The organism is Tianweitania sediminis (assembly GCF_017813335.1).
GTDB classification, from domain to species: Bacteria; Pseudomonadota; Alphaproteobacteria; order Rhizobiales; family Rhizobiaceae; genus Tianweitania; species Tianweitania sediminis.
The window spans coordinates 124,307-150,735 of record NZ_JAGIYY010000007.1 but is presented as its reverse complement, the minus strand read 5'-3'; the positions used below and the strand labels follow the sequence as shown (position 1 = coordinate 150,735).

General features: G+C 63.7%; 31 protein-coding genes. 27 read left to right on the top strand and 4 right to left on the bottom strand.

The annotated features are described in order from the left end of the window. Positions 1 to 5 precede the first annotated feature (5 nt). The 21 genes from J5Y06_RS17530 to J5Y06_RS17430 all read left to right on the top strand — a co-directional run bounded on the left by J5Y06_RS17530 (position 6) and on the right by J5Y06_RS17430 (position 17,125). The gene (locus J5Y06_RS17530; protein WP_209336484.1) at positions 6 to 1,010 is read left to right on the top strand and encodes a hypothetical protein; all 1,005 of its coding nucleotides are present in this window, start codon (positions 6 to 8) and stop codon (positions 1,008 to 1,010) included. 109 nt (positions 1,011 to 1,119) lie between these two features. Next, positions 1,120 to 1,749 carry a DUF1419 domain-containing protein gene (locus J5Y06_RS17525; RefSeq protein ID WP_209336483.1) on the top strand — a complete coding sequence of 210 codons (630 nt, stop codon included), beginning with the start codon at positions 1,120 to 1,122 and terminating at the stop codon, positions 1,747 to 1,749. Continuing rightward, positions 1,733 to 2,170, top strand: a complete 438-nt coding sequence (locus J5Y06_RS17520; protein WP_209336482.1) for a hypothetical protein — start codon at positions 1,733 to 1,735, stop codon at positions 2,168 to 2,170. The genes J5Y06_RS17525 and J5Y06_RS17520 overlap by 17 nt, the downstream gene beginning before the upstream one ends. Before the next feature lie 76 nt (positions 2,171 to 2,246). Continuing rightward, positions 2,247 to 2,681, top strand: a complete 435-nt coding sequence (locus J5Y06_RS17515) for a DUF4262 domain-containing protein (protein ID WP_209336481.1) — start codon at positions 2,247 to 2,249, stop codon at positions 2,679 to 2,681. Between the two features lie 109 nt (positions 2,682 to 2,790). Next, a complete protein-coding gene (locus tag J5Y06_RS17510; RefSeq protein ID WP_209336480.1) occupies positions 2,791 to 3,573 on the top strand; it encodes a hypothetical protein in 783 nt (260 codons plus the stop codon). Positions 3,574 to 3,692: 119 nt separating this feature from the next. Continuing rightward, on the top strand, positions 3,693 to 4,151 hold the full coding sequence (locus J5Y06_RS17505) for a hypothetical protein (RefSeq protein WP_209336479.1): 459 nt from the start codon (positions 3,693 to 3,695) through the stop codon (positions 4,149 to 4,151). A gap of 207 nt (positions 4,152 to 4,358) precedes the next feature. Beyond that, complete coding sequence (locus tag J5Y06_RS17500; RefSeq protein ID WP_209336478.1) at positions 4,359 to 4,850, top strand: DUF5983 family protein; 492 nt, start codon at positions 4,359 to 4,361, stop codon at positions 4,848 to 4,850. Positions 4,851 to 4,879: 29 nt separating this feature from the next. Beyond that, positions 4,880 to 5,188: a DUF4326 domain-containing protein gene (locus J5Y06_RS17495; protein WP_209336477.1), complete on the top strand. Its 309-nt coding sequence runs from the start codon at positions 4,880 to 4,882 to the stop codon at positions 5,186 to 5,188. 125 nt (positions 5,189 to 5,313) lie between these two features. Beyond that, on the top strand, positions 5,314 to 5,745 hold the full coding sequence (locus J5Y06_RS17490) for a hypothetical protein (RefSeq protein WP_209336476.1): 432 nt from the start codon (positions 5,314 to 5,316) through the stop codon (positions 5,743 to 5,745). Between the two features lie 122 nt (positions 5,746 to 5,867). Beyond that, positions 5,868 to 6,155 carry a hypothetical protein gene (locus J5Y06_RS17485; protein WP_209336475.1) on the top strand — a complete coding sequence of 96 codons (288 nt, stop codon included), beginning with the start codon at positions 5,868 to 5,870 and terminating at the stop codon, positions 6,153 to 6,155. Further along, positions 6,148 to 6,306 carry a hypothetical protein gene (locus J5Y06_RS17480; protein ID WP_209336474.1) on the top strand — a complete coding sequence of 53 codons (159 nt, stop codon included), beginning with the start codon at positions 6,148 to 6,150 and terminating at the stop codon, positions 6,304 to 6,306. Before J5Y06_RS17485 ends, J5Y06_RS17480 begins: the two co-directional genes overlap by 8 nt. A gap of 116 nt (positions 6,307 to 6,422) precedes the next feature. After that, a complete protein-coding gene (locus J5Y06_RS17475; RefSeq protein ID WP_209336473.1) occupies positions 6,423 to 6,716 on the top strand; it encodes a hypothetical protein in 294 nt (97 codons plus the stop codon). Further along, positions 6,716 to 6,916, top strand: a complete 201-nt coding sequence (locus tag J5Y06_RS17470; RefSeq protein WP_209336472.1) for a hypothetical protein — start codon at positions 6,716 to 6,718, stop codon at positions 6,914 to 6,916. Before J5Y06_RS17475 ends, J5Y06_RS17470 begins: the two co-directional genes overlap by 1 nt. A gap of 401 nt (positions 6,917 to 7,317) precedes the next feature. Further along, positions 7,318 to 11,805, top strand: coding sequence for a strawberry notch family protein (locus J5Y06_RS17465; RefSeq protein ID WP_209336471.1), 4,488 nt, complete (start codon positions 7,318 to 7,320; stop codon positions 11,803 to 11,805). Positions 11,806 to 11,820: 15 nt separating this feature from the next. After that, the gene (locus J5Y06_RS17460) at positions 11,821 to 12,867 is read left to right on the top strand and encodes a DUF7146 domain-containing protein (RefSeq protein WP_209336470.1); all 1,047 of its coding nucleotides are present in this window, start codon (positions 11,821 to 11,823) and stop codon (positions 12,865 to 12,867) included. 260 nt (positions 12,868 to 13,127) lie between these two features. Then, positions 13,128 to 14,069: a DUF2493 domain-containing protein gene (locus J5Y06_RS17455; RefSeq protein ID WP_209336469.1), complete on the top strand. Its 942-nt coding sequence runs from the start codon at positions 13,128 to 13,130 to the stop codon at positions 14,067 to 14,069. Positions 14,070 to 14,246: 177 nt separating this feature from the next. Beyond that, positions 14,247 to 14,507, top strand: a complete 261-nt coding sequence (locus tag J5Y06_RS17450) for a type II toxin-antitoxin system prevent-host-death family antitoxin (RefSeq protein WP_209336468.1) — start codon at positions 14,247 to 14,249, stop codon at positions 14,505 to 14,507. Further along, the gene (locus tag J5Y06_RS17445) at positions 14,497 to 14,913 is read left to right on the top strand and encodes a hypothetical protein (RefSeq protein WP_209336467.1); all 417 of its coding nucleotides are present in this window, start codon (positions 14,497 to 14,499) and stop codon (positions 14,911 to 14,913) included. The genes J5Y06_RS17450 and J5Y06_RS17445 overlap by 11 nt, the downstream gene beginning before the upstream one ends. A 228-nt stretch (positions 14,914 to 15,141) precedes the next feature. Beyond that, positions 15,142 to 15,675 carry a hypothetical protein gene (locus J5Y06_RS17440; RefSeq protein WP_209336466.1) on the top strand — a complete coding sequence of 178 codons (534 nt, stop codon included), beginning with the start codon at positions 15,142 to 15,144 and terminating at the stop codon, positions 15,673 to 15,675. 731 nt (positions 15,676 to 16,406) lie between these two features. Beyond that, positions 16,407 to 16,730 (top strand): DUF736 domain-containing protein, encoded by a 324-nt coding sequence (locus tag J5Y06_RS17435; RefSeq protein ID WP_209336465.1) that lies wholly within the window; start codon positions 16,407 to 16,409, stop codon positions 16,728 to 16,730. 65 nt (positions 16,731 to 16,795) lie between these two features. Further along, positions 16,796 to 17,125 (top strand): hypothetical protein, encoded by a 330-nt coding sequence (locus tag J5Y06_RS17430; RefSeq protein WP_209336464.1) that lies wholly within the window; start codon positions 16,796 to 16,798, stop codon positions 17,123 to 17,125. 78 nt (positions 17,126 to 17,203) lie between these two features. On the opposite strand, the gene J5Y06_RS23475 is transcribed toward J5Y06_RS17430, so the two are convergent. Then, the gene (locus J5Y06_RS23475) at positions 17,204 to 17,617 is read right to left on the bottom strand and encodes a WGR domain-containing protein (RefSeq protein WP_342453448.1); all 414 of its coding nucleotides are present in this window, start codon (positions 17,615 to 17,617) and stop codon (positions 17,204 to 17,206) included. 366 nt (positions 17,618 to 17,983) lie between these two features. Between J5Y06_RS23475 and J5Y06_RS17420 the strand changes: the two genes are divergently transcribed. After that, positions 17,984 to 18,544 carry a hypothetical protein gene (locus J5Y06_RS17420; RefSeq protein WP_209336463.1) on the top strand — a complete coding sequence of 187 codons (561 nt, stop codon included), beginning with the start codon at positions 17,984 to 17,986 and terminating at the stop codon, positions 18,542 to 18,544. Positions 18,545 to 18,643: 99 nt separating this feature from the next. On the opposite strand, the gene J5Y06_RS17415 is transcribed toward J5Y06_RS17420, so the two are convergent. The 3 genes from J5Y06_RS17415 to J5Y06_RS17405 all read right to left on the bottom strand — a co-directional run bounded on the left by J5Y06_RS17415 (position 18,644) and on the right by J5Y06_RS17405 (position 20,366). Further along, positions 18,644 to 19,147 carry a helix-turn-helix domain-containing protein gene (locus tag J5Y06_RS17415; protein WP_209336462.1) on the bottom strand — a complete coding sequence of 168 codons (504 nt, stop codon included), beginning with the start codon at positions 19,145 to 19,147 and terminating at the stop codon, positions 18,644 to 18,646. 164 nt (positions 19,148 to 19,311) lie between these two features. After that, on the bottom strand, positions 19,312 to 19,668 hold the full coding sequence (locus J5Y06_RS17410; RefSeq protein WP_209336461.1) for a hypothetical protein: 357 nt from the start codon (positions 19,666 to 19,668) through the stop codon (positions 19,312 to 19,314). Continuing rightward, positions 19,665 to 20,366 carry a ParA family protein gene (locus J5Y06_RS17405; RefSeq protein ID WP_209336460.1) on the bottom strand — a complete coding sequence of 234 codons (702 nt, stop codon included), beginning with the start codon at positions 20,364 to 20,366 and terminating at the stop codon, positions 19,665 to 19,667. The genes J5Y06_RS17410 and J5Y06_RS17405 overlap by 4 nt, the downstream gene beginning before the upstream one ends. 91 nt (positions 20,367 to 20,457) lie before the next feature. Between J5Y06_RS17405 and J5Y06_RS17400 the strand changes: the two genes are divergently transcribed. From J5Y06_RS17400 to J5Y06_RS17380, 5 genes are read left to right on the top strand one after another with little or no spacing between them, the layout of a single operon-like run. Then, a complete protein-coding gene (locus J5Y06_RS17400; protein WP_209336459.1) occupies positions 20,458 to 20,712 on the top strand; it encodes a hypothetical protein in 255 nt (84 codons plus the stop codon). Continuing rightward, positions 20,684 to 21,040, top strand: coding sequence for a plasmid mobilization protein (locus tag J5Y06_RS17395; protein ID WP_342453447.1), 357 nt, complete (start codon positions 20,684 to 20,686; stop codon positions 21,038 to 21,040). Before J5Y06_RS17400 ends, J5Y06_RS17395 begins: the two co-directional genes overlap by 29 nt. Next, a complete protein-coding gene (locus J5Y06_RS17390; RefSeq protein ID WP_209336457.1) occupies positions 21,040 to 23,886 on the top strand; it encodes a relaxase/mobilization nuclease domain-containing protein in 2,847 nt (948 codons plus the stop codon). Before J5Y06_RS17395 ends, J5Y06_RS17390 begins: the two co-directional genes overlap by 1 nt. 9 nt (positions 23,887 to 23,895) lie before the next feature. Then, positions 23,896 to 24,123 carry a hypothetical protein gene (locus tag J5Y06_RS17385; protein WP_209336456.1) on the top strand — a complete coding sequence of 76 codons (228 nt, stop codon included), beginning with the start codon at positions 23,896 to 23,898 and terminating at the stop codon, positions 24,121 to 24,123. A gap of 26 nt (positions 24,124 to 24,149) precedes the next feature. After that, complete coding sequence (locus tag J5Y06_RS17380; protein WP_209336455.1) at positions 24,150 to 26,378, top strand: hypothetical protein; 2,229 nt, start codon at positions 24,150 to 24,152, stop codon at positions 26,376 to 26,378. The last annotated feature ends 51 nt before the right edge of the window (positions 26,379 to 26,429 follow it).

The following is a 26,429-nucleotide window of genomic DNA, read 5'->3' as shown; positions in this document are numbered from 1 at the left end:
CTCCAATGCCGCTCACCCACCGGCAACGGCACCAGTTGCGCGCCAAACTTGGCGGCCGCCTTCTCGCCGTCTGCTATGGCGCGGGGGTCGATTCAACCGCCATGCTGGTTGCCCTGAAACTTGCGGGCTTACGTCCCCGCATCATTACCTGCGCCGATCTTAACGCCGAAAAGCAGCTTACCCTGGATCACCTCGACCAGATGAAGCTTGTCCTGGCGCGATGGGACTGGCCACCGATCACCATGTGCCGGAAGAAGACGCTTCCCGACACCGGCTATGACGACCTCTACGGAAACTGCATCGCCAACGAGACGCTGCCGAGCCTCGCTTTCGGCATGAAATCCTGCAGTATCAAATGGAAGCAGAAGCCGCAGGATGCCGCCATCAAGGGCGCCAGGTCCGGCCCCAACGCGGCGCCACCCCATCCGATCTGGCTCGAAGCCCAGCGAACCGGCCGGCGCATCGTCAAGCTGATCGGATACGATTGCAGCCCCGCGGACATTCGCCGGTCGCGCAACCTGCCGGAGGCCGATGCGGACTTCGACTATGAGTACCCCCTGCAGATCCTCGGTTGGGCACGCCCGAACTGCGTCGACATCATCACCGAAGTGCTCGGCGCAGACCATGTGCCGGTCAAATCGGCCTGCTTCTTCTGCCCGGCGACGAAACTATGGGAGCTGTTCTGGCTGGCGGCCCATCAGCCAGATCTTCTGGAGCGCGCCCTCTATCTGGAGCGCAACGCGCTCAGCGGCCGGCACAGCCGTTTCGATGAGGTCGAGTTCGGCGCGTCGTGGGAAGAACTGGTCCACAACGCCGACAGGTTCCCGAGTTCCAACACCACGGTCGGGCTCGGCCGAAACTTCGCGTGGAACCAGTGGGCGCGCGTCAATGGCGTCGTCGACGACAATTTCCGCGTCAAACGCGGCGCTGCCGATCGCGACCGCTTCCTGATCATGTCGAACCGCCTGAGAGGCGACGACAACGCGCGCGACGCACGCTCCGTGGCCTGAAGTCGCCAACGCTTCCACCGCCCATCGGGCCAGCATCCTCAACAAAGCCATGCGGTTGCAACGACGCGGCTCACGCCGCGCGCGGTTGAACCGCGCCCAGGAGAACCCCATGACCGCACATCCGCCTTTCCGCAAGGTGCTCGACGGCGTTGCCACACGCGAGCAAATGTTCCGATTGTTCGACCATCACAAGGATAACCCCGACTTCGACCCACTCTCCGGCAAGCCCTATTCGGGAGAATGGTTCGAGATCGAAGCCGCCAGCTACCACTTCATGCTCGGCCTCCTCCCGCCGCTGTTCCAGCGGACCGGCATGTTCGGCATGTCCGAATACCGGGCCGGCAACGTCACCAGCGTCTTTTTCTCGGTCAGGATTCGCGGCCGCGAACGCTGGTTCCACGGTTTCTGCGACCTGACCGACAGGCACAGCCCTGAAGCCATGCGGGCAGCCATCATCGCCCATGAGACGGGCGCGGCCGACAGCATGACGCGAGAGGAAAAGCTCGAAGCGATCTGGAACGCCACCCATCCGGATTTCCGAGGGATCGCCGGCGAATCCAATCCGGACGCCTGGCCCGAGGGCGACAAAGGCAAGCGCACGATCGTCGTCGGCGATCGTGGTGCCGCCGTCCTCAAACTTCTCGAGCACCTGACCGACGACGAGATCGATGCCAGGATGCCGGCCATCCTCGCCCGGCGCACCAGAAGGGGAGGCAGCAACGATGCGGACCCTTCGTAGAAAGCAAGCGGCCGCGACCCCACACAGCTATGAAGCGCGCTCTACCTATACGGCCAATCTCGGCGTTCCCGATCGCCGCCAATACCGGCGCACGTTGCCCGGCGCGCCGACTGTCGCCGACCTCGTGCGCCCCGGAGACACGGTCGCGACCTCCTACAGCACGGGAGGCGTCGTGATCGAAGTTAAGGAATATTTCTGCAAGGCGCCCACCGACGAAACGTTGTCGCACTTCACCATCGTCTACGTGCCGCCCGATCGCGCGCGAGGATACCGCGATAGCGATCGCCATTGGATCAACGAATGTGTCGCCGTCGGTGACCGCATCCTGATGCTCTTCGAGGCCAATAGCGACGAAGTCTTCGTCGTCGGCCGCATTCGGCCGGCTGATGCCGTGCGTCACAGGAGCATCCTGATCACATAGCCTCCGCCGATCCAAAGCTCACCAGATATTCCGTCCCGACAGAATGTCGGGGCCATCCCAACTGAAGGAGAAACCCATGACGATTTCAGGTTGCATGCGTGCAGTCAGGCAGAATATCGACTCCTACGGACAGCACCTGTTCCAGATCTTCGGAGACGGATCAGATCCCGGCTTTACCTATACGATCGGCAATGTCGATCGCGGTCTGCCGGAGCTTCTGCTGATCGGCGACTTCCCCTCCCACATCGCCGCGGGACTGCTCAATGAACTCGGCGCCAAGATGCGCGAAGACGGCAAGCCGCTTGTTACCGGCCTTGTCGATATCGGCTGGACGGTGCCGGTGAAGGTCCGCCAGGCCGGTCCGCTGGCACGCTCCCGCTACACCATCCAGGTCGATCAATATCTGGGCCACGACAGCTACGACGTTCTGCAGATCATGGTCTGCGATGAGAACGGCCGCTATCCCGGCGATGTCGGTTGCGCCCCACGCTACGACGTTCAGCGACCCTGATCGATGTCGTTGCCGGCCTACCGGCAAAATCTCTCCTCACCCCCATTCGCTCCGACCGCCGTCATCCCGCGAACGCAGCTGTGCGACTTGTTTGAGAAAGGAAATCGCCATGGCCAGAAAGGCCTTCTTCGCAGCCTTCATCATCGACGAAGGCGCCTATACCCCCGAGCCAGGACCCGTCGACAATCACTTCATTGCGGCAGACCTGGCGCAGTCGAATTTCGGCACGCAGTCCGGCGTGTCACACATCGTCGTCTGGGACTCAGCGGACGGTCTGATCGCCGAGCATCAGCAACGCGGTCCGATCACGGTTGATTATTTGCTCGAGGATGGGTCCAGGCACGATCAAGCGTTCCCGCACACGCCCGAAGCCTGCCCCTCCAGACACTGGAATCGCGGCGACGACATCTGTGCCGACTGCGGTGCCGACCTCAACGTGCTCACACCTGATGCGGTGACACCGACCCGGGCACCAAGTTTTTCGTTTCGCGACCACCTTTCACCCACAATGCGGGACACGCTCGCCTTCGAATATTACGAGGTGAGGCCGTGTCTCGAACGCGATCATCAGGTGCGGTCCTTCCGCGATGAGGACGCCTTCAATGTCGAACTCTCCATCGCTCAGAAGGAAGGCAGAGAGTTTCGCGTGTTCTGGTCGCTCTATGGCGTGGATCGAAACACCGCCACGGCAATCGGCGACTTCGTGTCGAAGGACGCCGCACATGAGACCATGAACGCAATCCTCGCGATCCCGGCCGGGGTCCGCAACGCACTTCAGGACCAGGAGTCCGTCAAGAACGCGAACTGCGAGCGGCTGACGCGGACGGCGCGCGTCGCTGCCGAATGGCTCGACGACATGATCAACCAATCCTCCAACCACCAGCGGATCTGACGCCGCGTCTGAGCCGCCACCTTTCCAGAAAGAACCGATCAAAGCCCGGCTCGCCGGGCTTTCGCATCTTCCGGGCCTGCCCAAGCAGCCTCCAACCCGATCCAATCAGGAGAAGCACCATGATCATGCATGACTGGCGATTGAATGACGGAATCTCTCTCAACGTCGACGCAAGGACGTGGGATGTCCAGGCCAAGGAGGCAACGCCCACAAGCTATCGCATCGAAGCGACCTGTCCCGACGGGACCGAACGTCAGCTCTGGCTCGAAATCCAGGACGGCAACCTTGTCGTCCATGCTTACGATCCGGAACACGAGGAGCCGATGAACCTGCGCATCACCATGAGCGACATCAGCGTCGACACGGAACGCGAAGGACAGGCTCCGCAGGTCGCCGACAGGAAACGCTGCGACGCAATGCAGGAATTCGTCCGGCAAATAGCAACCGTGTCGCTTCCCGAGGAAGAGACCACTGGCGATCTCGACGAGTTCATCGCCGATCTCGATGAAGAGCGCCTCTTTGGAGAGTACCACACCTTCATGGACGTGGTCCGATCAGCACGGGAGATCGTACGATAACCATGGTCGCCGGCTTCGCCATCACCAATGTCGATGCCACCATCGAGGATGAGCGATCTGTGTCGAACTGGCGCCCGCGCGCCGGCGCTGGGGTTTGGCGCGCAGGGCGCCGCCCGAGAGCCAGAGGCGGGCCGGGAGGGGCCGGTGTCTGGGACCGGAAAGGGTGTCCCACATCGTCGACCACGAGCATCAACGACGGAGCCTGCCATGAAAGCCTATATCGCCACTGTCGATCTTGTCATCCGCGCCGGATCGTGGGCCGAGGCCTGTGATGGCCTGAACTGCCTTCTGACCGCAAGCGGTATCCATGACGATACCGATCCGGTTCTTTTCGACTGGGCCTATGTGCCTGAACAGAAGTTTCCCCAAGATTGGCCGAAGGAAATCGAGCTGCCGGACGGATGGATCGATCTGCCAGGGGAGGAAAGCAACGTTGCGCAGCTCTTCCCCAATCGCGAACATATCGAGCCGATGCTGGTGATCAGCACCGCCCATCTCGACGCACAGGCCCGCATGTTCCTCGAATCCGGCAAGGGCATCGTCATCCCCTACGAGCACGGCTGGATCGTCTACGCGAAGATGCAGCACGATGGTCCGCTCACGCCCCTGCTCGATTACGCGCTCTCACACGCTTGCCTGTGGATCAAATTCGACGGCGCCGGTCCGCTGATCGATGACCTGCCGGTCTTCGACTGGTGATCGTCCTGGGGATCACGGGAGCAGGACCAATGTGCAGAGTTCTCAACAAACATGTGGACGGGATCCCGAAGGGCGCCCGTTACATTGGCCGTGGGTCAAAATGGGGCAATCGCTTCATCATCGGCCGCGACGGCGATCGGGCGACCGTTATCGCCAAATACGAACGATGGCTTGCGGACCAGCATGACCTGCTTCGCGCGCTCGATGAGCTACGGGGCTGTGACCTGGTCTGCTTCTGCGCGCCAAGGCCCTGCCACGGCCACCTGCTGCACCGGCTGGCGAACGCGACGCGTCAGGAACGCATCGCCTGGTGGCACGGGATGAAGGCTGCAGCGTAAGCGACGGCCGCGCCAAGGGGAATGAGCCAGTCGAACCCGGCCGCCCATACAGCCAATACCACTGACATCCGTACCCGGCCCGGCCTTCGCGCCGGGCTTTGTCGTTTCAAGACAGGAGCAGAACCATGCCCATCTTCACCATCGAAACAACCTATCGCATACCATACTACCGGCAGCACACATTCGAAGCCGCAACCCCCGAGCAGGCATGCCGTCTGGCCGTCGAGGATGAAGACTGGTCGGGCGAACTGCCCGACTACGAATGCGTCGGTCCCACCTATGTTACCGGGATCTGGAAGGGTCAGGATGCCGCCTACGAAGGCGAGGAAATCGACGTGCCGTCGCATTTCGACGCAACGGCGCACCGCATGGTCACCCACTTTCACGAGCTGCTTGAACAGCTCGCCTCCATCGCCCAGCCGATCGGTCTGCCGGCATCGGAATTCGACCGCTGGCTGCCGAAAGCGAGGGCCGCGGTCGACAAGGCGCACGCCATCATCGCCGGGCGATGCGATCCGGATCAGCCATCCGCAGCTGGCGTGCCGGCGGCACCATGACGATCCGCCGCGCCGGGCTTGGCGCGGGAGGTAGAGGCTGGCCGGGAGGCGCGGCCGTTTGGAGCCGGAGAGAGCGCACTTCATCCGGGCAGGTTCCTCTCGCGCTCCATGGAGAACTTCCCATGCGACATGTCGTTCATCAACGCCTGCAGATCGCCGACGCCATCGAGAAATGCGACTGGTCGGGTTGTCCCATCGGCAACAAGGAAATCCTGAAAGCGGCCGTGATCGCCCTACGGTCATTCCCCGTGCATGCCGATCTCGCAACCGACCTGGATGAGGTTCGCAAGGAGGTGTTCGGCGATGTCGGCGACGAACCTAACGTTTTTGCCGACTATGACCGGGCGTGCGAACTGTCGGGAAAGTTGCAGAACGCGATCTCCATCCTGCGGGGCGACGGCAATGCCTAAGCAATGCTGGATCATCGACTGGCAGATCGAAGGCACGGTTGAAATCGAGGCCGAGGACGCGAACGACGCGCAGCAGATATTCGACAAACGCTTCGGCTCCAGGAATTTCCTCGACCCGCCCTACCGCGTCCAGGCTCGCCGCCAAGAATAACGCCGATCCCGCCCTCCCACCGAACATCGTCGAACTGGTTCTCGAGACGGCAACGCCGTCTCGGATGCGCCGTCGTCGATCCTTCCCGACGCTCGAACAAGAACAGGAATTCACGAATGACACGCACACGAGAAGTAAACGCCGCCAATCACGCTCGCGAGGAAAGCCTGCCGAAGACATCTGCCGCGACGGTCTCGGCCATGCTGTCGGAGCTTATCGAAACACACATCGTCAAGTGTGACGAGGCATTTCCCCACCCCGACGACTGCCCCGCGCATGTCATCAGCAATGTCCACAAGACCGCAGCCCGGATCCAGAGCATCCGGACTAGCAGGACAGGTGCCTGTCATCTGATCGAACTGGCGCTGGACGACGGCACATCGTTCACCATTCGCGTGGAGGAAGTCTGATGTTGCGCAAGGTGGAAGGCTTCAAGCTGATCACGGACGGCAGCAGGGTGTACCGCACGCGGCCAGACGGGACCGGCCGGCTCAATGTGTATGTCAAAATAACCCGATGCGTGAACGACGTGTATGACGCGGTCTACTGGCAGCGCATCCCCGATGGCCCGCGCGCACGCGCGGTCATTGCCAAGATGGAGGAAGCCTGATGTCGCCTCCGAATGAATCCTGAATTACGCAGAGCAACGGCGCCAGGTTGCTGTGCGCCGCCTATCCCGAGCAGGTCTCCCGAACTCCTGTGGTCGATGCCAGGATAGGGAGATCGCTATCGAACGGTCGATAAAGTCTATGAAGACCCCGCCGATGTCCTCGGCGCGATCGTCTGGGCCGTGCTTGGCAGACAGGAGCTAGGCATCGTGCCACCGGACCGCTGAATGCCGCAACGCCGTCCCGGTGGGCGCCTCGCGAGCGGCCCCAGCGTCGACTGCCGCCGGATGCGCCACCAGCGGTCGTCGGCGGCGCGAGAGGGAGAGTGGGGCCGGAAGGGGCGTGGCCCGGAGGCGCGGAGAGAGCGCCGCCGGCGCCTTTCCTCACAAGACAGGGATCTCCCATGAACATCGTCACAACACCTTCGGCCGCTGCCGTGACGGCCGGCCCTCTCGCCACGTCTGGCCATAGGCCCGCGCAACGCGCGGCCGCTATCCTCTCGGCCGCGGGCCACCGCCTCCACGATCTGGAGCGTGGCCAGTCGATCGACGCTTCCGCGCTGCGCAGCGCGATGACCGAGGCGTTCGGCGGCACCGATGCCCAAGGCCACTGGAACTGGAAAGACGCCTATGAGGCGACCGAGGTGGCGCAGGTGCTGTTCCTGCGCAAGTTCGGCGCCGCCATCACCGCACAATCGCCATCACCGCAGGCAGCGCTTGCCATGCTGATGAAGGTCGCCGAACGTGTTCCGAGCCATACGCGTCGTTCCGAGGAGAGCCAGGCACTTCAGCAGCTCTCGACGCCGATGCCGCTTGCCTTCGTCGCCTCCCGCGCCGCCGGCGTGATGGCCGACGATGTCGTGCTGGAACCCTCCGCCGGCACCGGTCTGATGGCAATCTGGGCCGAGCTCGCACGCGCCCGACTTTCCCTCAATGAATACGCGCCGGTTCGCCATGCGCTTCTCGCGGAACTGTTCCCCCGCGCGACGGTGACGCGGCACGATGCCGCCCACATCGATGACTATCTCGACCGGCCGATCCGCCCGACCGTCGTGCTGATGAATCCGCCCTTCTCGGCGGGCATCCATGTCGAGGGGGTCGTGGCAGACGCGGCCTGGCGTCACCTGTCCTCCGCCTTCGCGCGCCTCGCGCCCGGCGGCCGGCTGGTCGCCATCACAGGCGCGGGCCTGTCTCCTGACAATCCGAAATGGCGCACCGCCTTCCTGCGCCTGCAGGAACACGGCACGGTCCTGTTCAGCGCCGGAATTGACGGTGCCGTCTACGCGCGGCACGGCACGACGGTCGAAACGCGGCTGACCGTCATCGACAAGATCGCCACGGCCGATCCGAAGCAGCTGGTCACCTCGATGGGCGTCGCGCCCGACCTTCAAACCCTGCTCCGCTGGATCGGCGATCTGCCGCCACGTTCGCCGTCGACGTCGGCGGCGTCGATCGGCGCGCTGGCGAACGGCGTCCTGCGCGATGTCGCGGCGAAGATGGCCGCCAGGAAGGCAGCCGACGCCAGACGTCCGGCTGCGGTGATCGCCCCATCCGGCCGGAAGACGGCGCCTGTCCCCAATCCACGCCCCCTCGCGCTGCGCGCCACTCCAGCCCCCTCCGAAGACGAGATCGTCGAACTCTCCTACGAGTTGCGCGATGCGCCGGCCGGCGATCACGCCGCCGCGGCCGACGGCATCTATGAGCCCTACCGGGTCCAGTCGATCCACGTCCCCGACGCCAAACCCCATCCCGACAAATTGGTCGAGTCGGTCGCAATGGCTTCGGTCGCCCCGCCGAAACCCAGCTATCGCCCGCATCTGCCCAAGCGCATCATCGCCAATGGCGACCTGTCCGACGCCCAGCTCGAGAGTGTCATCTATGCCGGCCAAGCGCATTCCGGCCATCTCGCCGGTTTCTGGTCCACCGACGCCACCTTTGACAATCTCAAGGCGGTGGCGCCCGATGCCGAAGGCGCCGTCCGGTTCCGGCGCGGCTGGTTCCTCGGCGATGGCACCGGCGTCGGCAAGGGCCGCCAGATCGCCGGCATCCTCCTCGACAACTGGCTGAAGGGCCGCCGCCGGCATGTCTGGATCTCCAAATCCGACAAGCTGATCGAGGACGCCCAGCGCGACTGGAGCGCGCTTGGCCAGGAGAAACTGCTGATCACGCCGCTCTCGCGGTTTCGGCAGGGCAAGCCGATCAAGCTCAAGGAGGGCATCCTCTTCACCACCTTCGCCACCTTGCGGACCGACGAGCGCGAGGGCAAACGGTCCCGCGTCCAGCAGATCGTCGACTGGCTCACCGGCGCCGATGAACCGGACCTTTACCCGACCGACGAAACGCACATCTTCGATGGCGTGATCGTCTTCGACGAGGGCCACGCCCTGGCCAATGCGGTCGGCGGCAAATCCGACCATGGCGCCAAGGCGCCCTCGCAGCAGGGCAGGGCGGGCCTTCGTCTCCAGCGCGCCGTTCCCGATGCCCGCATTGTCTATGATTCCGCCACCGGCGCGGCAGACGTGGAATCCCTCGGCTATGCCGAGCGGCTCGGCCTGTGGGGCAGCACCGATCTCCCCTTCGTGACACGGTCGGAGTTTATCTCGGCAGTCGAAGACGGCGGCGTCGCCGCCATGGAGGTGCTCGCCCGCGATCTCAAGGCGATGGGCCTTTACGCAGCGCGATCCCTGTCGTTCGAAGGTGTCGAATACGACATCCTCGAACACGAGCTGACACCCGAACAGATCCGCATCTACGATTCCTACGCCGAGGCCTTCCAGGTCATCCATGCCCATCTCGACGCCGCGCTCGAAGCGGCCGGGATCACCAGCAAGGACGGGACGCGCAACAAGCAGGCCAAGGCGGCAGCCCGCTCTGCCTTCGAAAGCTCCAAGCAGCGTTTCTTCAATCATCTGCTGACCTCCATGAAGACGCCGGCCCTGATCGCCGCGACGAACCGCGATCTGGACGATGGTCTTGCAGCCGTCATCCAGATCGTGTCCACCGGCGCGGCGCTGACCGAACGGCGGCTGGCCCAGATCCCCACCGAGGAATGGGCCGACATCCAGGTCGACGTGACGCCGCGCGAATACGTCATCGACTATTTGATGCACTCGTTTCCGGTGCAGCTCTTCGAGGAATATTCCGACGAGAAGGGCGACATCTTCTCGCGGCCTGTCTACGATGACGCCGGAAATCCGGTGATCTGCCGTGATGCCGAGCGGCGGCGCGACGACCTGGTGGAACGGCTCGGCAGCCTGCCAGCCGTCCCCACGGCGCTGGACCAGATCGTCCAGACCTTTGGCACGGAGCGGGTCGCCGAGATCACCGGGCGGTCGCGCCGAATTGTCCGGCGCGCCGACAGCGGGCCGATCGCCCGCTTCGCCGTCGAGAACCGGCCGGGCAGCGCCAATCTCGATGAAGCTCGCGCCTTCATGGACGACGAGAAAGGCATTCTCGTCTTCAGCGACGCCGGCGGTACCGGGCGCTCCTACCATGCCGATCTTGGCGCCAGGAACCAGCGCCGGCGTCGGCACAATCTGCTGGAAGCCGGTTTCCGCGCCTATGTCGCCATCCAGGGTCTCGGCCGCTCCCATCGCACCAACCAGAAGCAACCGCCATGGTTCCGCATGATCGCGACCAACGTCAAGGCCGAACGGCGGTTCCTGTCGACGATCGCGCGGCGCCTCGACACGCTCGGGGCGATCACCCGCGGACAGCGGCAGACCGGCGGGCAGGGCATGTTCCGCGCCGAGGACAATCTTGAATCGCAATATGCCCATGATGCGCTGCGCCAATTCTATGGCCTGCTCCATCAGGGCAAGATCGACGGCTGTTCATTGACGCGCTTCGAGGCGATCACCGGCCTGTCGCTGACCACCGAGGAGGGCGGATTGCGCGACGAACTGCCGCCGATGCACACCTTCCTCAACCGGATGCTGGCGCTCACCATCTCCATGCAGAACCTTCTGTTCGAATCCTTCGAGCAGCTGCTCGCCGCGCGCATCGAAGGCGCGATCGCCGCCGGCGTCTACGACCAGGGTCTGGAAACGCTGTCGGCCGAACGCATGACAGTCAAGGAACGTCGCCTGATCCACACCCATCCGGCCACCGGCGCGCAGTCGCACCTTTTGACCATCGAGCGCCTGATCCGGAACCGGCCGATGACGCTCAAGGAGGCCTTGTCGATGGCCTCCTTCGATCCCCGCGCCAGATTCATGGTCAATGGCAAGTCCGCTCGCGCGGCCGTGATGGTCCCGACCCGCTCGATTATGCTCGAAGACGGGACCGTGGTGCCGCGGGTCTCTCTCCACAGGCCGATGGGCGATATCCGTTTCGAAACGCACCAACTCGAGGAGACGAACTGGGAAGAGGCAGACAAGCGGGTCTTCGCTGAAGCCTGGGAGGCTGAGCTGACGACGATTCCCGAGTTCACGACCTCGACCCTGCATGTCGTGACCGGTCTGCTCCTGCCGATCTGGAAGCTCCTGCCACGCGACCACTGCAAGGTGTTCCGCCTGCAAATCGATGGTGGCGCACCGATCGTCGGCCGGATGATCGCGCCGTCCGAGCTGGCGCGGCTTTGCCGCAACTTCGGGATCGATCAGACGCAAATCATCAGCGCCGATCAGGCGTGGAAAGCCGTTCTCGCCGGATCGTCGATCATCGGCCTTGCAGGCGATATGACGCTGCGCCGGGTCCGTGTGATGAACGACTATCGCATCGAACTGGCTGGATTCAGCGAGGGCATGCGCGACTGGCTGAAATCCATCGGCCTGTTCTCCGAGCTGATCAACTGGAAGCTGCGCTTCTTCGTCCCGACCGGCGAGGAAGGGCCCGCCATCCTGGCCAGGCTTCTGCAGCGCCATCGCCTGATCGACATTACCGGCAGCTGAGCGCGGAGGACATCCATGTCATCCGCATCGGACCTGGCGCGGCGGCTCGGCCAATATGCCGAGGCCGTGTGCCGCGCGTACCTTTCCAACGGCCGTCGCTCGGGCAATCACTGGATTGTCGGCGACGTCCGCAATGCAAGCGGCCGGTCCATGCATGTCCGGCTGAAGGACAGCCCGAAGGGCCCGGCCGGAAAGTGGGTCGATGAGGCGACCGGCGAATATGGTGATCTGCTCGATGTGATCGAGCTCAGTTGCGGCCTCGCCGAATTCCGCGAGGTCGCCGACGAAGCCCGCCGGTTCCTGAACGAACCGCATCCGGAACCGGCCGCTCCAGCCCCTGGTGCGCAGCGCCAGCCGGCCGCCCAACGCGGCTCTCCCGACGCCGCCCGTCGCCTGTTCGCCATGTCGGAGCCGATCGCCGGCACGCTTGCCGCACGCTATCTTGCCGCGCGGGGCATCCTCTTGCCCGCGCGCGAGCGCGCCCTGCGTTTCCACCCCGGCTGCTACTACCGCGATCTCGTGACGGGCGAGACGTCCGCCTTGCCCGCGTTGATCGCGGCCGTGACCGATCCCGACGGGCGCGTCACAGGCATCCAGCGCACATGGCTCGATCCAGCGGGTGCAGGGAAGGCGCATCTCGACGACCCCCGCCGCTCTCTTGGTCATCTGCTGGGCAACGGCATCTGGCTCGGCCTTTGTCCCGGTGCGCCCATCCCGGTCATGGCCGCCGGCGAGGGTTTGGAGACGATGGCCTCGCTGCGCACGGTGATGCCGGTCCTGCCGGTGGCTGCCGCCACTTCGGCCAGCCACCTCTCGAGCCTGACCTTTCCGGCCGGCTGTCGACGCCTCTACATCGCGGCCGATGCGGACGCCGCCGGCCGGCACGGTATTCGGCGTCTCAGCCAGCGCGCAGGTGAGGCCGGCATCCTCACCATGGTGCTGCGCCCGCAGCTCGGGGATTTCAACGACGATCTGCGCCAACTCGGCCCGGCGCATCTCGCGGCGTCGCTCGCCGATCAGCTCGTTCCCGAGGATGCCCGCTCTTTCCTGCCGTCCGGATGACCCGCCCAGACCGGCAATCTGGCCGGCACGCAGGGAGGGGCGCGGCGTCATTGGAAAGGTCGCAGGCATGCCGGCTGACCGGCGGAGAGGCCGCGCCCGCGGCCTGCCTGAGAGGCGATCCCTGCCACCCCCCGGTCACGGCCGCAACGGCTGCGCCGTCCTCCACTGCGTTCCGGCCTTCGGTGCGGCCGCGCCCGGGGCGCGGCCGGGTTTCGCTGTCAGGCCGCGATGGGCGCGGCCACAACCGACGGAGACACGCCATGACCTACGAGCTTCCTTTCGACGACGCCTACGAGCCCTATCACGCCTCCTCGCCGACCGACCGCGTCATCCTCGAACTGCAGATGTACGGCCATCGTCCGCATCAGGACGAGCCCGATCCCCGACCGCTGCCCGACGACGGGGTGATCCGGGCCGGTCTCGCCGGGATCGTCGAGACCTTCACCGGCATGCTCGGCGAAACCAGGCTCGAACCCGACCTCGACGACCTGCTCTGGTCCTTCACCAACGTGTTTCACCGTGCGGCCGAGCGCGTCGCCCGCAACCTCGACCGCAACGAGGAAGCACAGCGGTCGAGCCAGAACGAGCAGGACGGTTCGGAGGTGAAGTCCGTCGAACTGGAACGGCTGACCGCCGAAGGCATCACCTATGTCGAGCGCCGCAACGTGCTCGAAATCATGCGCGACGAGGCCGCCGACCTCTACGAGGCGCAGACCGGCTCGGCGTGGCGTCCGCGCACCGGCTCCAAGGTCAGCCACCAGGCGATGACGTCGGCGGTGATCGACAGCCGGGACTTTCTTGCCGCACGCCGCCGCGCCGAAACCGAGGTTCTGGTCCCGGCCGGCACCAAGATCGCCTTCGCCGGCGGCCTCGACTGCAACGATCACGACCGGATCTGGGACGCGCTCGACAAGGCCCGCGAGAAGCACACCGACATGGTGCTGCTACACGGCGGCAGCCCGCGCGGCGCCGAGCGCATCGCCGCCTGCTGGGCTGAAAATCGCAAGGTCAAGCAGATCGCCTTCAAGCCGGACTGGAACCGGCACGCCAAGGCCGCCCCGTTCCGGCGCAACGACCAACTGCTGTCGGTCATGCCCTACGGGCTGATCGTGTTTCCGGGCTCCGGCATCACCGAGAATCTGGCTGACAAAGCACGCCGGCTCGGCATTCCGGTCTGGCGGTTCACGGAGGGTGGCGCATGAGCGCCACTTTTCCCGCATCTGGAGCGCGCTGCCATCATGTCGACGAACCCGACCCTGCGGCGTCGGGTTCGTCGAACGCCGACAAGTCGCGCTCCGCTATCGCGCCATCCAGCAGACAGCGTTTCTTGCGAATATGGGAAATCTGGATATTATGGAGATCACCAAGGAGACATGGCTATGCGGCAATTCACGACAGGCGATCTCAACAAGCAGGTTGGCGACGTCACCGATGCGGCCAGCCGCGAACCGATTGTGCTCACAAAGCACCGCAAGCCGCGTTTTGTGCTAATGAGCTACGAACATTACGAGCGGATGCGCACCGGCCGCGATCCGCGTCGCGTCTATCATACCGCCGACATGCCGGAGGAGCACCAGAAACTGTTCGCTGCCGAATTAGAGCGGTTGGCGCGCGGCGAAGGCTATGACGATGAGCCATGAATTCCTGCCCGGCCTGGTCATCGCCTATCCCTATCTCTGGGCATGGCAGCAGGAGCGCGGCGAGACCGAAGGCCGCAAGGTCCGCCCGACCTGTGTCGTCATCGCCATGCGCAGCGACGGTGGATTCACTCACCTGGCGTTGCTGGCGATAACCACACAACCGCCGCGTCCGGGTCGAACGGCGCTGGATATCCCGGAGATCGAACGTAAGCGCGCGGGTCTCGGCGATCTCAAGCAGTGCTGGATCGTTGTCGACGAGTATAATTATGATGTCGTTGAGCGCTCCTGGTACATTGAGCCTGGCAGCAACACCCTCGGCCGCTTCAGCAAAACATTCGTCGCCAGGATCGCCAGCGCCTTCATCGAGGCACGACAGTCGGGGCAGCGCGTCAGCCGTCTGGATTGACGCCTTCCGGCAGCCGACACGTTGTCCGCTTCCGAAGCATTGTGACATCAACAGCGACGCGAGCCGGCTTTGGGCCGGCCGGGCTCTTGGCGCGGCGTGCGGCCGCGCCCGTCTCACCACGTCTCGCCCCCAAAGGGGGCGGCTTTGCCTGCGGCGGTATCCGGCGCGCGTGAGAGGGAGGGGAGGGCCGGCGCCGGGAAGCTTTGTTCCAGAGAAAGGAGAGCGACCATGGCGATGATATTCCTCGGAGGCTCACGCGACATAATCGAACTGCCACCCCCGGCCGTCGAGCGGATTGGCGCGATCGTCGCACAAGAGCATGGCGTCCTGATCGGCGATGCGCCGGGCGCCGATGCCGAAATGCAGGGCCTGCTCGCAGGGTATAGCTACGAGCATGTCGGCGTCTTCCATGCCGGGGCCGAACCACGCAACAATCTCGGCGACTGGGCCGCCTATCACATACCGCCGCCTGATGGCGCAAAGGACTTCGCCGTCCATGCCGAGAAGGACCGCGAGATGGCCCGCCGCGCCGATTTCGGCCTGATGGTCTGGGACGGCGCGTCGCCCGGCACCTGCCTCAATATCTTGCGCCTCACGGGAATCGGCAGCCCTTGCGTCGTCTACGACATGATGCGCGGCAAGGCCGCCACTGTCCACACCATTGCGGATGCACGGGCCATGCTCGCCAGCGCCGGCGACGAGGTCCGCCGCGCCGTCGCAGCCCGCATGAGCGATGACGAGCGTTTGGCCCTGTCCGAATGATCGCCGCTGGCGCTGTCCGACCGGGCGGCGCAAGCCGCCCGCCTTAACCCGGCCGAAGGCCGACCTATGGCGTTTCCGACGATCGCAACGAACGTTCACCTGCCCCTTGCGGGCCATCCTCAGCCGCTGCTCCGGGCCTCTCCGAGGAACAGGCTGCCTGTCCGTCGCGCCAGAGACGGGAGCGAGGTTGCAGATCAGGCAGCGCATGCCGGTTCCTGCAGCTTGACCGAGATGACCGCGCCGGCGTTGGAGTCGGGCACCACCAGTCGGCTCCAATCCGGAAGCCGGGCGCGTGACGCAAGATGGGGCAGGGGATTTCGCGCGGGCGGTTGGCACGGAACGGTGCTGCAGGGGCAGTTCCGCAGGGCGGCAAAACGCTTAACCGCAACCGTCGCGCTGCGTGTGATGGATCTGCGATGGTGGCCGGAGGCATCGCCTGCGCTCACATCCGCACCATTCCCGTGTTTATGTCGCCTTTGTAGGAGACCGCCTGCTTTTGCGGTCAACCCCCGTTGGGGGTACGCTCGACACAAATTCAGGAAAATTCGATTTCGGTCTTTTGTTCGCGGGCCAGGCACTTTCCTTCCCGCAAGCGGGGCCCTTTGAAAGTGCGGCCCGCTGTCTGCGGCAAATAGAATTTTCCAGAATTTGTTGCCGAGTGACCGCAGCAGGACGGTCCCCTCCTTTGGCGCCATCGGGAATGGTCCCGATACAACCGAAGGAGAAGTACCATGGCCACCACGATCGCAAACCTCACCGCCAAGGCAGACGGCTCGATGGAAGGCGTGTTCGCCACGCTCAGGGTCAACGCCCCGATCACCCTGATCCCGAACGCCAACAAGTCCCGCGAGGATGCTCCCGACTACCGCATCGTCAACAAGCGCACGGGCTTCGAGATCGGAGCCGGCTGGCACCGCATCTCCCAGCGTTCGGGCGAGGAATACCTCTCGGTCAAGCTCGAAGCCCCCGAGATCGGCGTGATCTTCGGCAACCTCGCGCCCGCCCCGGGCGGCGAAGAGAACAAGAAGGTGATCCTCTGGAACAACCCGCAGTGAACCGCAGCGAGCCGGCCCCGCAAGGGGCCGGCTCTCTTTTTGCTCTCATCGAACAGGAGGCTTCCATGAGCCGCTACATCATCACCGTCACCAGCAGCGACGGCCGCTCCGACGCCGATGCCACGATCGGCTACGATCCGCCGCTGCGCACCTTCTTCCTGCAGGCATTCCCGGACGAGGCCGGCGACGATCTCGCCCTGTGGCTCGGCACTGCTGACCGTGAATATGAAACGATCGACACCCTGCACGCAGCCGCGCAATCACGCGGGTTCGACTTCATGCCGCTGCCCGCCGAAATCGCCGCGGACCTTATCGCCGACCTCGCCGCCGAGGCCGATCGCCCAGCGCAAGACGGGCCGCTGGCCGCGTTGCTCCGGCATCTTCAATCGGAGTAGCCAGAATCAATAAAGCCCGCGCCGGACGACCGTCCGCCGCGGGCTTTTTTGTGTCATGACATTTCGACATCTCCGCCATCATCGCTCACGCGATACATCACGATAACCGCGCTGGCGCTTGACGCGCGACAATGCCTCACACGCCGCGCATGCCTCCTCGAAGGATGCATAGAGATCAATCCGCATCCGGCCGGTTCGGCCGATCCTGCCCCACTCACGCACGAGGCAGACATCGCCGAACAGGCCCGGCATGGACGAGAGACGATAGTAGCGTGCCATGTTGCGCGCAGGATCGATGCGGTGGAGATGGATCGCGTCGTCAATGTTCATGAGACAAGTGTTGTGGATGGAAGCCTTCACGTCCAACGCGTTCTCTGAATCGGTCGGGCGCAACCGATTCAAAATGGTGATGGATGGGATGCAGAGGCCCGGTTTGGGCGAGCCGGCCTGCGGCCGACCGCGCTCTACTCGCGTCGCTGGCGCGCCGCTCACGGAGCCTGCAAAGCAGTCTCCGCCTGCGGTAACGATCGCCTCTCGCGGGGCATCGAGGACCGGATCGACCGGCCCCCGACGCCACGAGGGGCAACCCCTCGCACACCCCACCGGCTGGTCGCCGGACAGCGACGCATCCCCTGGCGGGGATGCGGGGTCTATCTCTCTGACGTCCCAGTCTACTGGCCGCTCCCATCGCCTCAAGGACTGCGCGGCCCCTCCAATTTTCAGGCCCGACCCTGACGGGCCGGACCAGAAAATCGGCACCTCCGCTTGCCGCCTCCGGCGGTCGCTTCGCGCTCCTTGACCCGATGCTCGACTTGCCCGTCGCCGGGCCTCCGTCATCAAGATGAAGGAGACCATGTCATGGCACACAACACGCTCATGCTTATCGCGCAGCTCTCCGGTTTGCGCATCAACGTCCTTGCCAATCGCCTCGGATGCGACACAGAACTGGCGCGCACCGCGCACGACACCCTCGCGGCCAAGCTCGCAACAATGATCGACGCGCAGCGTAAGATCCTCGCCGCAGAGCAGGCACGTGTCGCAGCACGCGGCACCGAGGACGAGCAGGACGCATTCTTCGACATGCATCACTACCAGACAGCCTGGTATGAGACGTGGCTGGTGGAGCCGGTCGCGCTTCTCGACAATTATCTGGTCGACGATCTCTCAAGCGAATATTTCGACTTCCGCACCGGTGAATGGCATCATCGGGACGGGGAAGTGCCGATCGCGGTGCCGGTCCCGACCGAGAAGCTGTGCGGTCTCGCTCCGATCATCGCCGAGGTCGAGGATATCACCGGCGCGCGGTTCAGCATCCAGAACGTCTACTACAGCGAGGCCGAAGCCGAGGCCGCATGGTGGCAAAACACCGGGCAGGATCCGGAAACGTTCTTCGCAAGGATGGATACCGGCTGCGACTGACGCCGGGATCGGGGCGCAAGCCGCCTCGATCCTTTGATGTGTCAGACGAGTCGCGCCACGGAGGCGGCGCCGCCTGCCTCCCGTCTTCCTTCCAGACGGTCAGGCGTCCCGCCGCTTCTTCGGGTCTTCCGAGGTCCCGTCATCCGGGGCGTCAGGCGCCAGTTCCTCGACAAGCAAGAGCAGGTTCTGCGCGGTCGCAGGTGGCAGGTCGAGGATGCGCTTGACGAGCTTGTTCTTGACCGCCGCCTCTTCCTCGCTGTCGCCCAGAAACTGCGGCGCTGCCGCATAGATCGCCTCGAAGGGCGAAAATCCCAAAAGTTCGGCCAGATGCAGCAATCGCGTAACCCGCAGCTTGGCGTCAGCCCGCTCGTGGCGCGCATAGATCTCGTGATGAATCCCGATCATCATGCCAACCTGCTCACGATTGAGGTTGAGAGCGTCACGCCGTTCGCGCAGGTAACGGCTCAACCCCTTTTCCATGTCGAGCAGACTGCGAACGCCGCCGTAACCCGGCTTGCGCCAGATCGGCTTGTCGACCTCGGAATCTTCGGTCTCGACGAGGCCGTGCTTGTCGATGAAAGTCTGGATGTCCTTGATGGCCATCTGGATGTAGCAGCCTGCCGTTGCCCGTCTATACCAAATTGGTGGCGAAATTTCCACCAACCCCGCGTGAATGTCTAAAATCCACGCTAAATCGACCTCGCTCCTAGCAGGGATTCGCGCTCCGTTTCAACTCACCTGCCCAACGATACCGCATTTCCTTTCGTTCAATAGCCATTGCCGTCAAGATATTGCCGGATCGCCTTCTCCATGATCGCCTGCATGGATGTGTCCGCATTGAAAGAGGCCAGCTTGAGCCGCCGCTTGGTCTCGCGGTCGAGATTGACATTGACGAAATGGCTCGACCCCTTCATGCGCTCGCGCTTCACCCGCCGCAGCGCCTTTTTCGCCTCACTGGACGTTTGCCCCTTGTCTACGACCGCCGGGATATCCGGTTCGGCGACGGTTTCCACGGCGGCCGACGCTTCGCTCCCGATGCGCACGGACGCAGTCCCCGTTGCCGATCTCGCCCTGTGCGGGGCGGTGGCGAATTCATCCAGAGAGAGTTTGTCCCGGCCGCTCATGCCACATATCCCGCCGCCGGTTCATCGCCGAGCAGCGCGTCGACTTCCGCGACCAGCGCCAGTGTCTCACGCCGCGCCTTGGCGATCGCCTCCGTCACCTCCTGCATTTGCAGCGTGCCGATGCCGTTATGGATGTCCTTGTAGACGTTGCGCTCCAGCACCTCGGTGCGGAACAGATACGTGCCGACCTTGTCCTCGATGATCGGCCGGACCTTGCGGTAGAGTTCCGTGTGGCGCACCGTCACCGTGATCCGGGTCCGCAGCACCCCATGCTTGCAGTTTCGGCCACTGGCCTCGTTGACGCGCAGCACACTCTCGAAACAGTCGATCGCTCCGGTTACTTCGCGTTTTGACGGCTGGACCGGCGAAATCACCAGATCGGCCGCCGCGATCACAGGGTCGACGATCGACGTGTCCTCGCCGGGCGTATCGATCAGCACATAGTCGAACGCATCGGCATGCTCTTCCATCCAGCGGCCAAGCCCGCGCGCCGTCTTGTGGCTATAGACGTCAATGCCTTCGGGCTGGAAATCCTTCTCCTGACAATCCGTCCACCATTTCATCAGATTGTTGCGCGCGTCCATGTCGATCATGGCGACGCGTCCGCCACGCAGGGCATACTCGCCGGCGATGTTCATCAGCGCAGTGGTCTTGCCAGCGCCTCCCTTGCCATTGATGGCGGCGATCACGACGGTCATCGGCTCATCTCCCACGAAAATGTGTTTCTACTCACACACGAACCCATTTCCGTGTGGTCGTGGATTCACATCGATATAGGAACACACGAACATGCAAAAACACAACCATATTGATATGGAAAATGGCATCAGATGCGCAAAAATCGCGAAAAACACTATCGAAAAGAGTTGGCAGGATACGGAAAAATGTGATACATTTTTCCTGACGATCGAGGGACAAGCCCTCGATCCGCGGCCTGCGGCCGCAACCACCACTATCAAGGGTGCGTATGTCGATGGCCGGCAGCCAATCAGATGCGTCGAAACGGAAGGACAGGGTGGCGCATGTCCGCTTCTCGCCGGCTGAGTTCGAAGCCCTGGAGGTGGCTGCGAATGCTGCCGGGATGACCGTTTCCGCGTTTGTCCGATCGCTGTCGATGGAAGGCGCCGGCGTGCGGCCGTTCCTGGCAGAGGGGGATCGTGCCGTTCTCGGTCTTCTTGCCGATGGCATGCGGGCGATCGGCGGCAATCTCAATCAGATCGCTCGTGCCATCAACACCGGTAAGAAGACGGTGGCCGATGGAGACGTGGCCGGCAGCATCCGCGACGCGCATGGGGTGGCGACGGCTCTCGCGGTCGAGCTTGGAGAGATGACCAGGCGGTCTTCCGCCGTCAGACGCGGGGAGGATGGCTGATGGAAATCCTTCCCGGCGCCTTCGAACGGGAGTGGGAACGCCGCCGCGCCGTTCTGATGCATGAAATGCAGCTTGGCCAGGTCGATAAGGGCGATTGGGAAGAGCCGCGAAGGGGAGGGGTGGCGCGGCTTCCTGAGGTGGGCGCTGGCGGCTTTGGCCGGGGGCCGCGACGGGGCGATGCCGGCAATATGCGGGGCGGGCGGGGTGGCCGCTCGATGCGGACACGGTTCTCGGCGCTGGCGCGCGGCAGTCAGCCGGCGGTGGTCAAGCTCGCGTCCTATGGCGGCGGCTCGCGCGCCGGAGCGATGATGAGCTACACGTCGCGGGGAGGCGAAATTGCTGTCGAAAACGAGCGCGGCGAGCGTATTCTCGGCAAGGACGCGCTCGCCGAACAGCGTGCAGGATGGGAGCATCTGTTCGACAATCGCACGGCCAGCCGCGATCTTGGCGTGTTCCACGTTTCGGTCGATGCGAGTTCGCTGCGCGACGATGTCGATCAGGACGATCAACTGCGCGAAATCCTGCGTTCCGGATTCGGTGACCGGCGGTTCGTCTATGCATCTCGGGAGCGGGGTGCTGGCGAGCTCCATGTGAGTGGCGTTGTCGTTCTGCGGTCGGGGGATGGCGAGCGCCTGACCGGTGACCGTAAAGCTGCCGAGATCGTCCAGCAACGCTTCGATATTTCCGATTCCGGTCGAGACGTTGAAGCGCGGTTCCGCTTCCACGGCTATGGCAATGGCGTGGAATGGGGCACGGCGCGTGTGCGCGAGCTGGTCGCCGGAACCGACGGTGAGGTTCGCGACGACACCGGCCGGTTGATCGGTGACGCCACGCAGGCCGGTGATCTGCTCCAGAAGGATTGGCGCAGCGAACTGCACAGCCGAAAGGGCAGGGACATCATGCACCTGATCGTGTCGGCGCGCGCCGGAACGGACGGGGCAGCCTTCGAAGGAGCGGTGCGGGAGTTCTTGGGCGAGCAGTTTGCCGGACATCGCTACATTTTTGCCGTCCACGATCCGGCGCTCGATCCGAAAGAGATGGCCGAGGGTGGCAAGCGTCCGCATATCCACGCCCATGCCATAGTCACCATGCGCTCGGAGACTCGCGAGCGCATCGTCACGAGCCCGCAGACATTCAGGGAATGGCGCTCCCTGATGGCCGAAAAAGCCCGGGAGCAAGGGATCGACATGGAGCTGACCGACCGTCGCGACTTCGCCAACGCGCCGGCCTACACGCGCAACCAGGTTCGTCCGGTCAGCTATCGCGGCCGGACAGAACACGAGGGAACGAGCGCGGCGGCGCACTCCCGCTATCGAGCGAAACGGACGAACGAGATCAAGCTCGCAACCACCAACCGAAGCCGGCAGTACGCAGCGCAGGCGGCGCGGGCCTGGAACGATTTGGCGAGCGAGACTCCCGACGCCCAGGAAGGCAATTTCGCGGCACTTCAGATAACCCGTCTCGAAGGCGTTTGCCATAGCAATCAAAATGACATTGTTTTTAGAGATCAGAAGCAGAGGACTGTCGAAAATGCAGCTAATATGATAGAGTTGAACCAGATCGTGAATGGTGAGGATGGACAGATGTGGGAGATGACGCGTCCGGAATTCGAAGCCTACGAAAAGCGGGTCGAGGGCGTCCTCGACAGGGTCGGCAGTTCGATCGACGAGGTGGACCGGAAGGATTTTGAGGAGGTCGCCGCCGCCGCACTCGAGGTCGTAGGCATTCGGCGTGAGTATCTGGAGCTGTCGGAACGGCAGGCTGGTGTTGGCGAAGCCCCGCATGATCGTCAGATTTTGCGCGATAGTGGTGTGCATGAGGGAGTCGTGCCGGTCGAAGTCGAGGCGACCGAGGCCCAGCAAGGCATCCGCGCGACCCATGAGGGTGAAAACCGCGTCGAATCCGTCAGGGAAATCAGCCCAACGCTGACAGCGCTGCACCAGCGCTATTTCAACGAGAATCTCGACAATGCCGCGCGCGACAGGGCAGGGGCTCAACAGCTCATGGACCATGTGGTCGAGAGCTATCCGAAGGACCAGCTCAGGGACGACACTGACCTTGGAGAAGTCGCCGATCACTATGTTCGAGAGCACTTCCCCAACGAAACGCCGGCGCGTCAGAATGAAATTGCTGCTCGCATCGAAGAAGCCAATGAAATTCGGCAGGGCTATTACTCGACATGGCGCGAATTGGAGGCTGAGGCTGCAGCTGGCGATCCAGACGTCCTCGGCTGGCAGGCCGAAATGGCTTTCGAGCGGAAACAGGACGAGGAGCGCGACGCCGCATATAATGAGGGGTTTGAGGGAAGGCCGATCCCGGACATAGCGAAGGGTAATGGTGACCTCCTCGCGAAATACGAGCAAGGGCTAAGGGCGCTCGAAATGGAGATCGCCGTGACCGATGTGGAAAATGGGATCGGGTCCGTGGGCTGGGGCCGGGTCGACGGCTCCTGGACCAGGCAGGATTCGGAAGCTGCATGGGAGAACTACAACCGGCGAAGCAGCGAACTTCAGGCGTTTCTGGCCGAACAAGAGCAGAGGGCACAGAGGCGAGAAGGTCCGGCGACTGCGGCAGAGTCGGCCAGCGACGATCGAGCACAGGAACGCCATCGTGATGATGAGCGCGCCTCGCCGCCTGAGCCTGACGAGATTGCGCGTGAGCGCGACGGCAATCTGTCAGGTCCGGAGAGGCAGCAGGTGTCGCCAGCGGTCGTTCGGGACGGTCCCGAGCGCACGGCGGACGCCGCACGGTCCGATCCACCGCAGCAGCACGTTCCACGCTTGCAAGAGCTGGAGCGCGAGATCGAGGAGCGTCGCGAACGGGATCGCGATGACCGTGAACGCTAGGTGCGACCGATGAAACGCCCTTGGGACATAAACCCGCTTCCCCCGCCGGATGGTTCGGACGACAAAGGCCCCGATCCCATCTCGACGTTCCTGCTGCTGGCGTTCGTCGTCGTCGGCCCGCTGATCTATTTCGGGCCGCAGTTGCGCACGATCGAGACCTGGCTCGTCAGCGCCTATGGCACTGTCGAAAGCTGGCTCATTCCGATCAGGGACTGGTTCCTCGGCCTGATGGGATAACACACGCCTGGATCGTGGACCGTTCGATGCAACAGATGACCCGGCCCGAGTTCGAAGCTTACGAAAGACGCGTCGAAAGCGCCCTTTCCAGCATGGAGCGGTCGCTGGACGAATCCGAGCGGGCGAGCTTCGAGGAAATCGCGGCCGCCGCGCGTGAGGTGATCGGCATTCGTCGCGAGCATGTCGAGCTGTCGGAACGCAAGCAGCTGGAGGAAGCGGAGAGGCGTGGCATCACGCCGGAATATTATCTGGTCAGCGAGGAGCAGGCGGCAAGGTTCGGCGTGCACGATGCTGCGATAGCTCATGGCACCTACACCCTGTTGATGGACATTTCCCAGGAACTCGAATTTGCCCGACGCGAGGATCGGGACACAGCCGCGCTTGAACGGGAAGAGGCCGATGCCATCAGGATCGCAGGCGAACTCGCAGCTTCAGGCAACCAATCGCTGCGCGACGACGCTGATCGTTGGCCGGAACTTCGTGAGGCGATCCATGTGGCGGAGGCGAGGCAAGTCATCGACGAGCTCGCGACGGCGCGTCAGGTGGTCGATGACGCCAGGCGGGAGATGAACGACACCGACCTCGTCGACGAAGATCTTGCGATGGCTCTGAGTAAGGGCGTGGAGCTCGCGCTGAACGGCAACCAGCACATCCGTGACTATGCCGAAGGCGATCCGCAACTGAACGAGTGGATCGATCGAGGACTGCGAGAGTCGGCCGACCGTATGGCTTCACAGGAAGCCGAGGGTCCTCATGGGGAGCCGGTGAAAGCGCTGGATGAGCAGCGGGACGACGCCACAGCATCTCGGGACCTTGCCCGCGCCAAGGCGCAGGAACTGCTGGTCGAGATCGCCGCGGCTCGCGACTTGGCCCCCACCGCTCCTGCTGGCGAACTTTCCGAGCTGAAGGCGATGAAGCACCAGATCCAGCTCGAAAAACATCAAAGTCAGCTGGATAGTGCCCTATGGAAGGCGGCCGTGCTGACCGTGAACAAGGCAAACCAATATCTGCGCGAGGCTGCGGAGAAGGATCAGGTCCTTCACGACCGCATCGCCCACCTCGAAAAGCGGGACGCATCCCTGATCGCCGGCAGGGATGGTCTGCCTGTACCGGATGTCGCCAGAGGCGACGCGGAGATGTTGGGCGCTTACGAGCTTGGCCTCGCAAAGTTCAAATCGGATCTCGTCAAAGGGGAATCGGGCGACACAGCCCACGGTCGTGCCAGCGGGACATCCGAGACGGCCTGGGCTGAATTCGGGCAGCTGGAACAGGCGCTTCGAACAGCGCGAGAGCCATTTGCCAGGAGGGAGAATGACGGCAGTTCGCCTCACGAGAAAGCTCTGCTCGGCTATGCGAATATGGCGGCCGCCCTCTCGCCGGACAATAGCTTCGCCGAGGCCATCACGCGTCATGGCGAGCAGGCCGTGCGCGAAGGCAACAAGATCCTGGCAGATCTTGATGTAGCCGATGCCGCATTCTCCTACGCCACTAACGAGGTCAGCCGAGCAGGGTGGAGCATCGTTCGGGAACGGACAACCGATGAATATCGCGATGTCGTAGGAGCGGTGTATCGCGATACGCTGGAGCAATATGAGGGCGTGATGACGCGCTATGCACGGGCCGCACTCGATGGAAACACGTATCTCTACGAGCTCTCAAAGAGCGAAGAGAATTTGCATGTAGCTATTCGCGATGAGGTCCAAAGCCGTCAGGTTCGCTATCCGAACCTGCGCTTTCGGGACGATCATTCCGCCGAGCGTCATGGCGAGGACGCGGTCCACTCGGCGAAGGAGCTATTCGCACAGATCGACGATGCCGCCGGCGCCGTTCGCGATCTCTACCAGGTCCGGGAGGAGCGTCAGTCAGGTTCCCCGAACTATGGGAGCAACCAGGCAGAATACGATGCGCGGGTCGCGAAACTGGATGAGGCCGAGAGCCGGCATGACGCGCTGCTCCAGCGCGCGGCCAGGGAGGCGCTGGACAGCAATTCCTACATGATGGAAGCGAGAAATGTCATGCCCGACCTCAACAACGAGATTCACATGGAGAGCCGACGCCGCGAGGAAGCACAGTTGGCTCGCGGTGACGATGCGCAGGGTGTTCCCAGGCAGTCTGACCGGACCGGGCACGCCGCCGCCAGGTCGAACGACGAGTATCGGGCAGATCCGCCTCAGCAGCGGATGCCTCGCCTCCGCCAGATCGAGCTGGAGCTTCAGGAGCGGCGAGATCGAGAACGCGATGCTCGCGAACGGTAGGCACCGGCCAGCTGGGAGAACGCCCATGCCGGAATTACTGCCGCCCTTTGG